The organism is Pseudomonas sp. MWU12-2319 (assembly GCF_023242525.1).
Classification (GTDB): Bacteria; Pseudomonadota; Gammaproteobacteria; order Pseudomonadales; family Pseudomonadaceae; genus Aquipseudomonas; species Aquipseudomonas gingeri_D.
Map to the genome: position 1 here is coordinate 1 of NZ_JALJES010000029.1, position 13,428 is coordinate 13,428.

Sequence of the window (13,428 nt, forward strand, 5' to 3'; positions counted from 1 at the left end):
CTAGTGCCCGGTTTTTTGTTGTCTGCTATCAAGTAAATGTCGTTCGATAGCGTATTTCTATGGGTGACAATTACTTAATGAATTTGTCCCCGTCATATTGATGGTCAATACTCCCTCTCAGCCGATTAGCCGGCAGCACCAAGACCGAGAGAGGAAGGACAAGCATGAGCCAGAATAAAACGCTGACCACCGCCAGCGGCGCGCCCGTTGCGGACAACCAGAATTCCCGTTCCGCCGGCCCTCGCGGCCCGCTGCTGCTCGACGACTTTCACCTGATCGAGAAGCTCGCCCACTTCAACCGCGAAAACATCCCTGAGCGCCGTGTACACGCCAAGGGCTCGGGTGCCTACGGGACCTTCACCGTTTCCAAGGACATCACCCAGTACACCAGCGCCAAGCTGTTCGAGTCCGTGGGCAAGCAGACCCCGACCTTCCTGCGCTTCTCCACCGTGGGTGGCGAACGCGGTTCGGCTGACACCGAGCGCGATCCACGGGGTTTCGCCCTGAAGTTCTACACCGAGGAAGGCAACTGGGACATCGTCGGCAACAACACGCCGGTGTTCTTTATCCGCGATCCGCTGAAATTCCCCGACTTTATCCACACCCAGAAACGCCTGCCGCAAAGCAACCTGAAAAGCGCGCAGATGATGTGGGACTTCTGGTCGCACTCGCCCGAGGCGTTGCACCAGGTCACCATCCTGTTCTCGGACCGCGGGATCCCGGACGGCTACCGTCATATGCACGGCTTCGGCAGCCACACCTACAGCCTGATCAACGCCAAGGGCGAGCGTCACTGGGTGAAATGGCACTACAAGACCAAGCAGGGCATCAAGAACCTGGCACCGGCCGAGGCGGCACGCCTGGCGGGTACCGATCCTGACTACGCCCAGCGTGATCTGTTCGGCGCCATCGAACGCGGCGATTTCCCGAAATGGAGCGTGTGCATCCAGATCATGACCGAGGCTCAGGCCGCGGCGCATCACGAGAACCCCTTCGACGTGACCAAGACCTGGTCGCAGAAAGAGTTCCCGTTGATCGAAGTCGGCGAGCTGGAGCTCAACCGCAATCCGCTGAACTACTTCGCTGAAGTCGAGCAGGCCGCTTTCGCTCCGAGCAATATGGTGCCGGGTGTTGGCCTGTCGCCGGACCGCATGCTGCAAGGGCGTGTCTTCGCCTATGCGGATGCCCACCGCTACCGTGTCGGCACCAATCACCAGCAACTGCCGGTGAACGCCCCACGCAGCCCGGTCAACAGCTACCAGCGTGACGGCTCCATGGCCTTTGGCAGCAACGGTGGCGCCGCGCCGAACTACGAGCCCAACAGCTACGTCGACGCGCCCAAACAGGCTCCTCGCTACGCTGAGCCGGCCTTGGCCCTCAGTGGTGCGGCGGATCGTTACGATCACCGCGAAGATACCGACTACTACAGCCATGCCGGTGCCTTGTTCCGGCTGATGAGCGCCGAGCAGAAAGCGCTGCTGATCAGCAATATAGCCGGTGCGATGTCGGGTGTTTCCAGCGATGTGGTCGAGCGTCAGTTGCAGCACTTCTTCAAGGCTGATCCGGCTTACGGCGAAGGCATCGCCAAGGCCTTGGGCGTAGTGCTGAACTAAGTCTAAACGAGAAGCAGAACCGCCCTCACTCAGGGCGGTTTTTGCGTTTTTTAGGCTGCTTTTCTCGGAAAATCTTCACTTTGTTTGCGTTTTTCCAGTGACCTTGCAGTCAGCTTGGTTCAAAATACAGCCTTTCAAGCAGGGAGATGTAGGGCTATGCAAGGTAACCAGGTCGTAGTCGATTACCTCAACACGTTGCTGACCGGTGAGCTGGCGGCACGTGATCAGTATTTCATCCATTCGCGGATGTACGAGGACTGGGGCTTCAGCAAGCTCTACGAGCGCATCAATCACGAAATGGAAGAAGAGGCACAACACGCCGATGCGCTGATGCGCCGGATCCTGATGCTGGAAGGCACGCCACGCATGCGCCCGGACGACCTGGACATCGGTACCACGGTGCCTGACATGTTCGCCGCCGACCTGCGCCTGGAGTACAAGGTGCGTGCCGCGCTGTGCAAGGGCATCGAGCTCTGTGAAGTGCACAAGGATTACGTCACCCGCGAGATCCTGCGCCAGCAGTTGGCCGATACCGAGGAAGATCACACCTACTGGCTGGAGAAGCAGTTGGGGCTGATCAAGTCCATCGGGTTGCAGAATTACCTGCAATCGCAGTTCTGAGACAGCGATTTCAGCGACCACAAAAAAGCCCCTGTCATCATTCAATGACAGGGGCTTTTTCATTCCGCCGGTTTACGCCCGATCGCGCAGCAACAGCGGCTTCAGGTAATGCCCGGTGTGAGACTGCGACATCTCCGCCACTTGCTCCGGCGTGCCAACGGCAATGATCTGCCCGCCCTTGGAGCCGCCTTCAGGCCCAAGATCCACCAACCAGTCGGCGGTCTTGATCACATCCAGGTTGTGCTCGATCACCACCACGGTATTGCCGTGGTCGCGCAGGCGGTGCAGCACGTCCAGCAGTTGCTGGATATCCGCGAAGTGCAGGCCGGTGGTCGGCTCGTCGAGGATATACAGGGTCTTGCCGGTATCGCGCTTGGACAGTTCGCGGGACAGCTTGACCCGCTGCGCCTCGCCGCCGGACAGGGTGGTTGCCGACTGCCCCAGCTTGATATACGACAGGCCCACATCCATCAGCGTCTGCAGCTTGCGCGCCAGGGCCGGCACCGCGTCGAAGAACTCCCGCGCCTCCTCGATGGTCATCTCCAGCACCTCGTGGATGCTCTTGCCCTTGTACTTGATCTCGAGGGTTTCGCGGTTGTAGCGCTTGCTCTTGCACACGTCGCACGGCACATAGATGTCCGGCAGGAAGTGCATTTCCACCTTGATCAGGCCATCGCCCTGGCAGGCTTCGCAGCGCCCTCCCTTGACGTTGAACGAGAAACGCCCCGGACCGTAACCCCGTGAACGGGACTCCGGTACGCCAGCGAACAGCTCGCGGATCGGCGTGAACAGGCCGGTGTAGGTGGCCGGGTTCGAACGCGGGGTACGACCGATGGGGCTCTGGTCGATATCCACCACCTTGTCCAGGTGTTGCAGGCCGTTGATGCTGTCGTGGGCCGCGGCTTCCAGCGTCGTCGCGCCGTTCAGCGCGGTAGAACTCAGGGGGAACAGGGTGTTGTTGATCAGCGTCGACTTGCCGGAACCGGACACGCCGGTCACGCAGGTCAGCAGACCCAACGGGATCTCCAGGTCGACGTTGCGCAAGTTGTTGCCGCGAGCGCCCTTGAGCGTCAACACCTGCTTCTTGTTACGCGGTGTGCGCTTGGCTGGTACTTCGATCTTCACCCGGCCGGACAAATACTTGCCGGTCAACGAGTCAGGGTGGGCCATGACCTCGGCCGGTGTGCCTTCGGCGACGATATGGCCGCCATGCACGCCTGCACCCGGGCCGATGTCGACCACATAATCGGCCAGGCGAATCGCGTCTTCATCGTGCTCGACCACGATCACTGTGTTGCCGATGTCGCGCAGGTGCTTCAGGGTGCCGAGCAGGCGGTCGTTGTCCCGCTGGTGCAAACCGATGGACGGTTCATCGAGGATGTACAACACCCCCACGAGGCCGGCGCCAATCTGGCTGGCCAGGCGAATGCGCTGCGCTTCGCCACCGGACAGGGTGTCGGCGCTACGATCCAGGGACAGATAATCCAGGCCGACGTTGACCAGGAACTGCAGGCGCTCACGGATTTCCTTGAGAATCTTGTCGGCGATTTCCCCGCGGCGGCCGGTCAGCTTCAGCACGCCGAAGTATTCGCAGGCATCGCCGATCGGCAGGTTGGTCACGGCCGGCAGGGTCTTCTCGCCCACCCACACGTGCCGCGCCTCGCGACGCAGACGGGTGCCACGGCAATCCGGGCAGGGCTGGGTGCTGAGGAACTTGGCCAGCTCTTCGCGCACGGTGGCCGATTCGGTTTCGCGGTAACGCCGCTCCAGGTTCGGCACGATGCCTTCGAACGGGTGGGAGCGCTTGACGATATCGCCTCGGTCGTTGAGGTACTTGAAGTCGACGTTCTGGCTGCCGCTGCCTTGCAGGAGCAGCTTCTGCTGGTCCGCCGGCAGCGTGTTGAACGGTACTTCCAGGCTGAAGCCGTAATGGGACGCCAGCGACCCGAGCATCTGGAAGTAATAGACATTGCGTCGGTCCCAGCCGCGTATCGCTCCTTCGGCCAGAGTCAGTTCGCCATTGACCAGGCGCTTGGTGTCGAAGAACTGCTTCACCCCCAGGCCGTCACAGGTCGGACAGGCGCCGGCCGGGTTGTTGAAGGAGAACAGCTTGGGTTCCAGCTCGCTGATGGCATGACCGCAGATCGGACAGGCGAAGCGCGCGGAGAAGATCATCTCCTCGCCGGGTTCGTCGTCCATCGGTGCTACCAGGGCGATGCCGTCCGCCAGCTTCAGCGCGGTCTCGAAGGACTCGGCCAGGCGTTGTTGCAGGTCGCCACGAACCTTGAAGCGGTCGACCACCACATCGATGGAATGCTTCTTCTGCTTGTCGAGCTTGGGCACTTCGTCCAGCTCGCAGAGCCGACCATTGACCCGGGCGCGGACAAAACCTTGCGCCCGCAGCTCTTCGAACACCGACAGGTGCTCGCCCTTGCGCTCACGGATCACCGGCGCCAGCAGCATCAGCTTGGCGCCTTCGGGCTGGGCCAGCACCAGGTCGACCATCTGGCTGACGGTCTGGGCCTCCAGCGGGATATCGTGGTCCGGGCAGCGCGGGGTGCCTACGCGGGCATACAGCAGACGCAGGTAGTCGTAGATCTCGGTGATGGTACCGACCGTCGAACGCGGGTTATGCGACGTCGACTTCTGCTCGATGGAGATCGCCGGCGACAGGCCTTCGATGGTGTCGACGTCGGGTTTTTCCATCATCGAGAGGAATTGCCGGGCATAGGCCGACAGTGATTCCACGTAACGGCGTTGCCCTTCGGCGTATAAGGTGTCGAAGGCCAGGGACGACTTGCCGGACCCGGACAAGCCGGTGATCACGATCAGCTTGTCCCGGGGCAGGGTCAGGTCGATGTTCTTCAGGTTGTGGGTTCGAGCCCCACGAATCAGGATCTTGTCCAAGATGGCCTCGCACGGCGGGCGGTAAACGCAAGAGTATAAGGCTAAATACTGGATGGATGCACACTATCGGCCGACAGTATTTCAGTCTTGCATGACAGCTCGCGACAAAGCGTCGCCATGTATCCCCTCTATCGATGGGACTGGTAGAATCGCCGCCGGTTCACACGAGGTTTTTCCATGCACGATCCCCACAGCGAACGCATGAGTGGCAGCGAGACCCGCGCGGCAAGCGGCCTGGCCCTGGTGTTCGCTTTCCGTATGCTTGGCATGTTCATGGTGTTGCCGGTTCTGGCTACTTACGGGATGGATCTCGCGGGGGCGACACCGGCCCTGATCGGCCTGGCCATCGGCGCCTATGGCCTGACCCAGGCGGTATTCCAGATTCCCTTCGGGATCATTTCCGATCGCATCGGCCGACGCCCGGTGATCTACCTCGGGCTGGTGGTCTTCGCCCTGGGCAGCTTGCTGGCGGCCAACGCCGATTCGATCTGGGGCGTGATCGCCGGCCGGATCCTGCAAGGTGCCGGGGCGATTTCCGCGGCGGTCATGGCGCTGCTCTCGGACCTGACCCGCGAGCAGCACCGGACCAAGGCCATGGCGATGATCGGCATGACCATTGGTCTGTCGTTCGCCGTGGCGATGGTGGTCGGCCCCTTGCTGACCCGCGCCTTCGGTCTGTCCGGCCTGTTCCTGGCCACTGGCGGCATGGCGCTGCTGGGGATCCTGATCATCGCCTTCATGGTCCCGCACTCCACGGGGCCGTTGCAGCACCGTGAGTCCGGCGTGGCCCGTAAGGCGTTGTTGCCGACCCTCAAGCATCCTGACCTGCTGCGCCTGGACCTGGGGATCTTCGTCCTGCACGCGATGCTGATGTCCAGCTTTGTCGCCTTGCCCCTGGCCCTGGTGGAAAAAGCCGGGTTGCCCAAGGAGCAGCACTGGTGGGTGTACCTGACCGCGCTGCTGATTTCCTTCTTCGCCATGATCCCGTTCATCATCTATGGCGAGAAAAAACGCAAAATGAAACGAGTTTTACTCGGCGCCGTGACGACCTTGATGCTCACTGAGCTATTCTTCTGGGAGTTCGGCGACAGTTTGCGGGCGCTGGTGATTGGTACCGTGGTGTTCTTCACCGCGTTCAATCTGCTGGAAGCTTCCTTGCCGTCGTTGATCAGCAAGGTTTCACCGGCGGGCGGCAAGGGCACGGCGATGGGGGTGTATTCCACCAGCCAGTTCCTCGGCTCCGCGCTCGGCGGGATCATGGGCGGCTGGATGTTCCAGCATGGCGGTTTGTCGGCGGTTTTCCTTGGATGCGCCGGTCTGGCTGCACTCTGGCTGGCCTTTGCTGTTACCATGCGCGAACCACCCTATGTGACGAGCCTGCGCGTGCCGTTATCGCCTGAAGCGATCCGCGAAGCCGGTCTGGTCGAGCGCCTCAAGGCGATCGTAGGGGTAACCGATGCAGTCATGGTGGCCGAAGAGGCTGCCATTTACATCAAATTGGACACCGAATTGTTGGATCGCACGACCCTTGAGCGCCTGGTCAATGAACCGGCGCCCCAAGCGTGCGAAGCCTAGGAGAACGTTATGGCCCGTGGGGTTAACAAAGTCATATTGGTCGGCACGTGCGGCCAGGATCCTGAGGTTCGCTTCCTGCCTAACGGCAACGCCGTGACCAACCTGAGTCTGGCGACCAGCGAACAGTGGACCGACAAGCAGACTGGTCAGAAGGTCGAGAAGACCGAGTGGCACCGTGTGTCGATGTTCGGCAAGGTCGCCGAGATTGCCGGCGAGTACCTGCGTAAAGGTTCGCAGGTCTACATCGAAGGCAAGTTGCAGACCCGCGAGTGGGAAAAAGACGGCATCAAGCGCTACACCACTGAAATCATCGTCGACATGCAGGGCACCATGCAGCTGCTGGGTGGCCGTCCACAACAGGGCGACCAACAAGGCGGCGGCTACGACCAGTCCGCGCCACGCCAACAGGCTCCGCGTCCGCAGCAGTCGCGCCCACAGCAGTCGGCCCCGCAGCAATCGCGCCCGGCACCACAGCAGGCCGCACCGCAGCCGGCTCCGGATTTCGACAGCTTTGATGACGATATTCCGTTCTGACGAACACCAGAGACTTTCTTGTAAAGTGTCTCTTTGAAGCCCTCGCCCTGCGGGGGCTTCTCGTTAGTAAGACCCGCAAGTGCCGGGGATTGATCAAATGGTTAGCTGTTGCTAATCTACCAACGAGGGCTCAATAAGAGCATTGCTGTTCGGTGTCACGGTGTCTATGGACCGACAGTGCGGATTGCAGGACGTCACCATCCTGCGGTAGCGGCAACCAGGCAACAACGGTTGGCTTGCGACCCAGTCTCTTGAGACTAGCTAAGTAAGCGCTGCGACTACCAGCCCTCTAGACTTTTCTAAAAGGCGCCCGACGGGCTAATGCCATTCAGCTAAGGCCGAATACCGTCCCTGCGTGAGCCGGGTTGCCGACGATGGAGTCCGCAAGGTCGCCACCGGAACAGAAACACGATTCTCAGAAAGGCAAAAGCCCGGTTGTTAACCGGGCTTTGCAGGTCCCTCTAGGGGGATAAAACTCAAGTGCCTCAAGGGCTACGTGAAAAATTCTATGGCTGGTTGACGCGCATGTCAATTTTCTTTGAGCAATGCCCCAGCGTTTACAGCTTTTATTACGGCTTTCTGAATGAGAGTCACCACCTCCCGGGATAGCACCTGCTCCAGGTGCCCACGCATAGCCCTGGGCTTGAAGAGGCGTTGTTTGCTGACCTGTTCAATGAGGTCGGCTTTTGCCCACCTGGTTTGTTGCTTAAAGTAAGGCAGCTCGTCTATCAGCTCGCTCCCCAGCTCGACATGCAAACCACGGCTGAGCTTCCCCATGTCCTTTGTTGTCGACAGCGGCACGACTATGCAGGCATTAGGGTCAATCCGCGCATTTAGCACGACAACCAAACGGTTCTTGATCATTTCTGGCTTCAAGCGATAGTCGTAGCTCTTGAAAGCTATGTCACCGTCTTCATCGTACTGGTAGTCCCCATAGTTGCACTCCAGAATCTGCCCTATCTTGGGTTCAAATCTAATAGCCATCAACGGTCCTTAACATGGGGCACCGCCAGATCGACATGATGCTCCAGCTCCACGCTGTCTGAGCGAAGCTGGATCTGCAACTGGGTACCGTTCGGTGTTGCGCAACCCGTGATGCCCGGGGCGATACATTTCTGGTGCGTAGCCAAAACTCTGATGCTCAGTCTCTGGGTGCAGAATGAAGTCGTCTTGATGAAGATCCTTTGTATAGACCGACGATGCGACTGGGGCGTGGGGTTTTGACACGTAGCGCTCCCTGGCGGTGGCTTTATGGTGCCAAGGCTCTGGGCAGCCCTTGTGGAGGTGCCCACTAGGTATGCGACACGTGGCGAAAGCGCTAGTCAAAAGCCCGTGGCTATTAATGTCACGGGCTTTTTTATTGCCTGTTATTACCCGCTTACACCGACGCCCCGCGCAACATTCCCTGCGTCAAATCATCGATGACCGCCTTGCCCATCTCGCCCAGGTAATGCGAAGCCCAGGCATAACGTTCGCCATCGCTTTCCAGGGCAGCATCGAGGGAGAGTGCTTTGGCGCAGTAGAGCAGGAGGGACGCGTGCTCCATGGCTTCCAGAATGGGAACGCCAGGGTTTACGCGAAATAGTTCACGACCTTGGGAGCCGCACTGGGAGAAGGTGATGACGCCGAGTGTTTTGTTTGGTGGGGGATTGGTCATTGGACACCTCCGGCATGGGCCAGGGTGCTGGCTGTTTGAAGGTAAGTCTTTGCTTGAGTGAAACCGTCCATGCGCTAACTCCTATACCTGGGGAAATAGCCGCCACGTTCGTTTCCAAGCGAGTGGGTGGCAGCTGTACGCAGGTTGGAAAACCGGGGGTATAGGTCCCGGCAGGACCGAAGTCCTCCCACGCACAGCCGCCATTGCACGACATTGCAGACAAAGAAACAGCGCCTGCCATCGTGGTTGGGGCGCTGGTGCGCCTATACCCTCAATTCGGGTTTCCAAGCCCGGCCGCTGAATTGGCAGCGACAGGGAAAAGGTAGCGCGCACGATGAGGAGCTGCAATGTGACTGGCGGGGGGTATTTAAGTCGAAAAGTTTCAACTGGCATAGAGGGTTGTTCAGTGATCTTCTACTCACCCACTTCCCGCGAAGCCTTGCCCAAGGTTTCCCACAACTCGCGCATGGTCGGGTTCTGATTGGCCAGCGAACAATAAGCGCGAATCTCCAGACCGGTGTTCCATTCATTGCCCCCGGCTTTCACCAGTTGCCCGTTATCCACGGCTGGCGCAGCGGCGCTCTGCGGTAGCCAGGCCACTCCATACCCTTCGATGGCCATCTGCATCAGCAGCATGGTCATGTCGGCCTCGTAGCAACGGGTCAGTTCGCAAGGCGTGGCCGCGTTCTTGAGGATCAGGTCGGCCACGCGCCCGAGAAAGGTCGTGGCGGTGTAGGCCAGGTAGGGGACCGGTTTTCCAGCCTTTCCGGGCAGTCGATACAGAGGTTTACCACTACGGTCCGGTGCACAGAACGGCAGGAAGGCGTCCCGGCCCAGGGGCAGGCTGGCGAACTTGTCAGCGTCGATCAGGATCGGCGCCTGGGGGTGGTGGTAAACGATCATCAGGTCGCAATTGCCTTCCGCCAGGGCAATCACCGCGTCGTGGATATTCGCCGCGACCACCCGCACGTTGAACGGCTCGTGGTGCTTTTGAAATTGCGCCAGCCATTTGGGCAGGAAGGTGATCGACAGGCTGTGGCCTGCCGTGATCTGAATCGAACGCCCAGGCATTTTTTCGTCCTGGCGCAAGGTTGAGCGCAATTCCAGCAGCGCCGCCAGCGCCTCGCGGCCTTGTTCGCAGAACAGTTGGCCGGCTTGAGTCAGTTGTACCGGGTAGGTGCCGCGGTCGACCAGCTGCGCGCCGACCCAGTCTTCCAGCGAGCGGATACGCCGGGACAGCGCCGACTGGGTGACGCAGCGAACTTCGGCGGCCCGGGAAAAATTCTTGTGTTGCTCGATCGCGAGCAGATCGTCCAGCCACTTGATTTGCATGCTGCCCACCTTGGTCGCGGTGATCACGAGTCTACGTCAGTGCCTGTCGGGCTTCTCCGGATTTTTCATAACTATTCCAAAAGCGCATCGGGTGATGGCGATTACTCATCATCTGCTGGGCGGGCTCACCCTAGAATCGGGCCATGGACACGGAACCTGTAGGAACGGCCGGTCGACGCTCGATTGCCCGCGAAGGCGTTCTTGAGGCCGCCAAAAGCTTCGCGGGCAAGCCCTGCTCCTACAGGACCGAGGTGTTTGTGAGTTATGCATTTGGGCGCGGCGCCGCAGAGCGGCCGGGCCGACGATTCTTTTCCTGCCAAGCAAAAAAACCGACAACAGACTTGAGGGAAACACCATGAGCAAAAACAGATTACCCCGTCATATCGCCATCGGCATCGCCGCCGGGGTCCTGGTCGGCTGGCTGTGCCATCACTTCGCGGCGGACGCCAAGTCGGCCAAGGACATCGCCGCCTACTTCTCGATGGTCACCGATATCTTCCTGCGAATGATCAAGATGATTATCGCGCCCCTGGTGTTCGCCACCCTGGTGGGCGGTATCGCCAGCCTCGGCAGCTCACGCTCGGTGGGGCGTATCGGTACCCGCGCCATGGCCTGGTTTATCAGCGCGTCGCTGATCTCCCTGCTGATCGGCATGCTGCTGGTCAACCTGTTCCTGCCCGGCGCCGGGATGAACCTGCACGTCGATCACGTTGCGGTTGCGGCCCAGGTGGTGAATACCGGCGATTTCAGCCTCAAGGTGTTTGTCAGCCATGTGTTCCCGCGCAGCATTGCCGAGGCCATGGCCAACAACGAAATCCTGCAGATCGTGGTGTTCTCGCTGTTCTTCGGTTTCGCCCTGGCGGGGCTCAAGCAGGCCGGTTTTACCCGCATCACCAGCCTGGTGGATGAACTGGCCAAGGTGATGTTCAAGATCACCGACTACGTCATGGCCTTCGCGCCCATTGGCGTGTTCGCCGCCATTGCCAGTGCAATCACCACCGAAGGCCTCGGCCTGTTGCTGGACTACGGCAAGCTGATCGCCGAGTTCTACCTGGGTATAGCCATTCTCTGGGCGGTGTTGTTCGGCGCCGGTTACCTGTTTCTCGGGCGTTCGGTGTTCACCCTCGGCAAGCTGATCAAGGAGCCGATACTGTTGGCGTTTTCCACCGCCAGCAGTGAGTCCGCCTACCCGAAAACCATGGAGGCCCTGGAGAAGTTCGGCGCACCGAAACGTGTCTCCAGCTTCGTCCTGCCCCTGGGTTACTCGTTCAACCTCGACGGCTCGATGATGTATCAATCCTTTGCCATCCTGTTTATCGCCCAGGCCTACAACATCGAGCTGAGTTTCACCCAGCAGTTGCTGATTCTGCTGACGCTGATGGTCACCAGCAAAGGCATGGCCGGTGTCGCCCGGGCTTCGGTCGTGGTGGTGGCTGCGACTTTGCCGATGTTCAATCTGCCTGAAGCCGGCCTGTTGCTGATCATCGGTATCGACCAGTTCCTCGACATGGCGCGAACCGCGACCAATGTGGTGGGCAACAGTATCGCGACCGCAGTGGTTGCCCGCGCCGAACAGGAATATGAGTCCGAGGAGCAGCAGGACGAGTTGCCCGTCGCCCATTCCGTCGCGTTGACGCGTACCCCAGCGACCACGGTTTGAGAACCTCGACCATGAACACCCAAGGCAAAAAATCCGAAACGCCGCCAGTCGCCCGCAAGCTGGGCATCGTCGGCGGCCTCGGCTCCCTGGCCGGCGGCGATCTGTTCTTCAAACTGGTCAAGTCCAGGGCGGTGCTGGCGGACCAGGGGCGCTATCACTTCCTCTTCGAACAGCATCCGTTCAAGGACGTGCTGCTGCCCCTGGACCGCGAGGCGAGCATGACCGCGCGCAAGTTCTATGTGTTCCGGGTCTGCCAGTCATTCGAGGCGGGTGGGATCGACGCGGTAGTGCTGCCGTGTTTCGCCAGCCAGACGTTCCGTGAAGAGATCCAGCAGGAACTGGGGATTCCGGTCCTCGACCTGATGGCGGCCCTGGCCGAACACATTCGCCGGATCGCCGAGCCGGGCACGCGACTGGGCGTTCTGGCCTCGGACTATGTGCGTCACTCCGGTTTGTTCGAGCGCTATCTGGGCGGGGATTTCCAGCTGGTCTATCCCCCCGAATCGGATCAACGCGGCCTGATGGACGCCATGTATGGTCTCAACGGCATCAAGGACGGCTATCTGCAAGGTGTTCCGCTGGAAGGTGTGTACCAAGCTAGCCTGTCGCTACAGGAACTGGGCGCGAATCTGATCGTTCCGGGGTTGACCGAGCTTTCGCTGGTTTGCGCCGATTTGCAGCGGCGCGGCCTGAGGGTGCTCGACATCAACGAGATCTATGCCGCCGCCGTGACCACTGCCGACGATGAGCCGCCACATGCGCCATTCAAACTGGGAGTCGTCGGCGGTGTCGGTCCGGCGGCCACCGTGGACTTTATGGCCAAGGTGGTCCGTCACACCCCGGCGGGACGCGACCAGGACCATATCAAAATGGTGGTGGAGCAGAATCCGCAGATTCCGGACCGCACGGCCAACCTGCTGTTCGATGAGGCCGACCCGACCCTGGCGCTCTACGCCACCTGCAAGCGCCTGGAAAGTGCCGGCGCGCAGGCTATCGCGATTCCGTGCAACACCGCCCATGCCTTCGTCGAGCGGCTCCAGCCTTATTTGCGGGTGCCGATCATCAATATGCTCAGTGAAACCGTCGAGGCGATTGCCCGCCAGCACGGCAGTGGCAAGCATATCGGCCTGCTCGCCACCTCGGGCACGGTGCAAAGCCAGGTCTACCACCAGGCTGCCCGCCACGCCGGCTTGCCCCTGCTGATTCCCGGCTTCGATTATCAGGAGCTGGTGATGAGCGCGATTTATGGCGAGCGTGGCATCAAGGCCGGGTTCACCGATGGCCTGTGCAAGGAGCAGTTGCTGCTGGCGGTCGAGCACCTGTGTGAGCTGGGCGCCGAGGTGATTATCCTCGGCTGCACGGAGTTGCCCCTGGTGCTCAGCCATTGCGACGACTTCCAAGTGCGCGGTCACCGTGTGGCGCTGGTGGACCCGACCTCCGTTCTGGCGCTGCGCTGTGTCAGCCTGGCGACCTCGAGCCGATCTGCACGGATAACCTATCGCGGCTGAAATGCTATCGCCGGCAAGCCG

Annotated in this window: 10 protein-coding genes; 6 read left to right on the forward strand and 4 right to left on the reverse strand. The window is 60.4% G+C overall.

The genetic code is table 11. From position 1 onward, the window contains the following. Positions 1–164: 164 nt before the first annotated feature. Positions 165–1,613 carry a catalase gene (locus M5C01_RS30765; RefSeq protein WP_103495385.1) on the forward strand — a complete coding sequence of 483 codons (1,449 nt, stop codon included), beginning with the start codon at positions 165–167 and terminating at the stop codon, positions 1,611–1,613. Positions 1,614–1,769: 156 nt separating this feature from the next. Beyond that, entirely contained in the window at positions 1,770–2,234 is a 465-nt protein-coding gene (bfr, locus tag M5C01_RS30770) for a bacterioferritin (RefSeq protein WP_103495386.1), read from the forward strand. Positions 2,235–2,306: 72 nt separating this feature from the next. On the opposite strand, the gene uvrA is transcribed toward bfr, so the two are convergent. Further along, the gene (uvrA, locus tag M5C01_RS30775) at positions 2,307–5,141 is read right to left on the reverse strand and encodes an excinuclease ABC subunit UvrA (protein WP_152742150.1); all 2,835 of its coding nucleotides are present in this window, start codon (positions 5,139–5,141) and stop codon (positions 2,307–2,309) included. A gap of 177 nt (positions 5,142–5,318) precedes the next feature. Here uvrA and M5C01_RS30780 point away from each other — a divergent pair, with 177 nt between their 5' ends. Together M5C01_RS30780 and M5C01_RS30785 are read left to right on the forward strand one after the other, a co-directional pair. Beyond that, entirely contained in the window at positions 5,319–6,716 is a 1,398-nt protein-coding gene (locus M5C01_RS30780; protein ID WP_103495388.1) for an MFS transporter, read from the forward strand. 9 nt (positions 6,717–6,725) lie between these two features. Continuing rightward, entirely contained in the window at positions 6,726–7,250 is a 525-nt protein-coding gene (locus M5C01_RS30785) for a single-stranded DNA-binding protein (RefSeq protein ID WP_152742149.1), read from the forward strand. Positions 7,251–7,778: 528 nt separating this feature from the next. On the opposite strand, the gene M5C01_RS30790 is transcribed toward M5C01_RS30785, so the two are convergent. From M5C01_RS30790 to M5C01_RS30800, 3 genes are all read right to left on the reverse strand, one after another. Further along, positions 7,779–8,234, reverse strand: coding sequence for a type II toxin-antitoxin system PemK/MazF family toxin (locus M5C01_RS30790; RefSeq protein WP_152742148.1), 456 nt, complete (start codon positions 8,232–8,234; stop codon positions 7,779–7,781). 394 nt (positions 8,235–8,628) lie between these two features. Beyond that, positions 8,629–8,907, reverse strand: coding sequence for a DUF3077 domain-containing protein (locus M5C01_RS30795; protein WP_152742147.1), 279 nt, complete (start codon positions 8,905–8,907; stop codon positions 8,629–8,631). 414 nt (positions 8,908–9,321) lie between these two features. Then, positions 9,322–10,239 carry a LysR substrate-binding domain-containing protein gene (locus tag M5C01_RS30800; RefSeq protein WP_152742146.1) on the reverse strand — a complete coding sequence of 306 codons (918 nt, stop codon included), beginning with the start codon at positions 10,237–10,239 and terminating at the stop codon, positions 9,322–9,324. A gap of 355 nt (positions 10,240–10,594) precedes the next feature. Between M5C01_RS30800 and M5C01_RS30805 the strand changes: the two genes are divergently transcribed. Further along, complete coding sequence (locus M5C01_RS30805) at positions 10,595–11,899, forward strand: dicarboxylate/amino acid:cation symporter (protein WP_152742145.1); 1,305 nt, start codon at positions 10,595–10,597, stop codon at positions 11,897–11,899. Between the two features lie 11 nt (positions 11,900–11,910). Then, positions 11,911–13,407 carry an amino acid racemase gene (locus M5C01_RS30810; protein WP_152742144.1) on the forward strand — a complete coding sequence of 499 codons (1,497 nt, stop codon included), beginning with the start codon at positions 11,911–11,913 and terminating at the stop codon, positions 13,405–13,407. Positions 13,408–13,428 lie beyond the last annotated feature (21 nt).